Source organism: Streptomyces sp. NPDC007162 (assembly GCF_040634175.1).
GTDB lineage: Bacteria > Actinomycetota > Actinomycetes > Streptomycetales > Streptomycetaceae > Streptomyces.
Genome location: NZ_JBEYFC010000989.1, coordinates 1 through 1,442, shown reverse-complemented (window position 1 = coordinate 1,442; position 1,442 = coordinate 1). Strand labels below are relative to the sequence as shown.

General features: G+C 66.5%; 1 protein-coding gene. It reads left to right on the top strand.

The annotated features are described in order from the left end of the window. Positions 1-737 precede the first annotated feature (737 nt). Positions 738-1,442 (top strand): hypothetical protein (locus ABZ646_RS46540; protein WP_360533828.1); only part of this gene is annotated, 705 nt, incomplete at its 3' end.

The window sequence follows — 1,442 nt, the reverse complement described above, 5'->3', positions numbered from 1 at the left end:
GCCGCGCCGCCGAATCGCGACTGGGCACCGTCAGGGCGTGCCGGAACGAACGTCAGCCGACAGTAAAGGTGGGGCCTTGACCCAAGGCCCATGAACGGCTGCAGCCGATCCACGGCTACGGTCGTCCGGTGTCCTGCGAGTCGTATCTCCTGCCACTGGACTGCATGGTCGACCTGCTGGAGCAGGCCGGACTCGTCGTCACTGCGAGGTTGGAACAGGAGCCCGACGGACGGGTGAACAGACCGCACGCCTGCTGCATGTACCGCCCACATAGCCTGCCGATCGCTGCGCCTGACCCACCACGCCCCGCCAGCGCAAGCCCTGCGGTGTCCTGCGCGTATCCTGTACCGGCAATCAGAACGCGCCCCGTTCCTGCCTGCTCACAGTTCGCCGTCGACTTCTGCTCCGGTGAGCACCGGGTCTTGGCACAAGTGCCCTACCGCGAAGCCGCCAAGCGGTTTCGCATCTGGTTGGCCGAGACAGCCGCTGCCTTGGCCGCCGAGTCCGGTCCTGACCGCTTGGACGGCTTCCCTGCCCAGTTCCGGCCAGCCATCGCGGACACCAGGGGCGAGGGACTAGCACTGTTCTGTGCGAGCACCGGTAGACCTGACACCCCAACGTCACCTCGTAGCTGCAGACCCCCGACACGGTCACTCCGCACGCCCAGCGAGGTGCGATGTCCCCAACGATCAGAAGGGGCGTGCACGTGCGTATCGCTGAGCGATGATGTTCACAGAGTGACCGAGCTGATCGGGGGATCTGCCATGCATCTGAGCCGAGTTGTGGTGAGCGGCCTGCGCGCGAGCGCAGAAACTCCAATGAGTTGCACCCTTCCCGGCAGATTCAGTGTGCTGATCGGTGCGAACGGCGTCGGCAAGACCACGCTCACAGACGCGCTCTATCTCGCGCACCCCGGAAGCCGGTTCCCTGTGCTGCCACGGCCGACTTCAGCTGTACTGGCACCACCTGACGCAGGCGTGGAGCGCAGCATCGACATCACCTATGCACTGGGAGAGACCCTCGAAGCGGAAGGGCGGCTTGGCCGCGAGCTTCACACCACGGGCCACCGACGCCTCGGTGGAGACGCTGAATCCTGGAGTGTCTCCCTGCACCGACAGCTGGGATCGGTCACCTCCCGGCTGGCCAACAACCACGGAATTGCCCCGAAGCTGGATAAGTTCAAACTGATCTACTTGCCCGCCTGGCGCCATCCGCTGGACGAACTGGCCCGGCGCGAGGCACGCATCCTGGTTGAGCTGCTGCGAGCGCGACAGCAGGAACTCCACGGCAGTCGCAACTTGGTGGCTCTGCGGGCCCGTGCATCCCGACTCCTGGAGGACTTCGCGGTGCTCCGGCCAGCAGCGCCCCGGCCACCAGCGAGCCGGCCTCCACGCCGCCCGCGAGCCAGGAGCCAGCTCCTGGGGGCCGACCTGCGCAGCCAC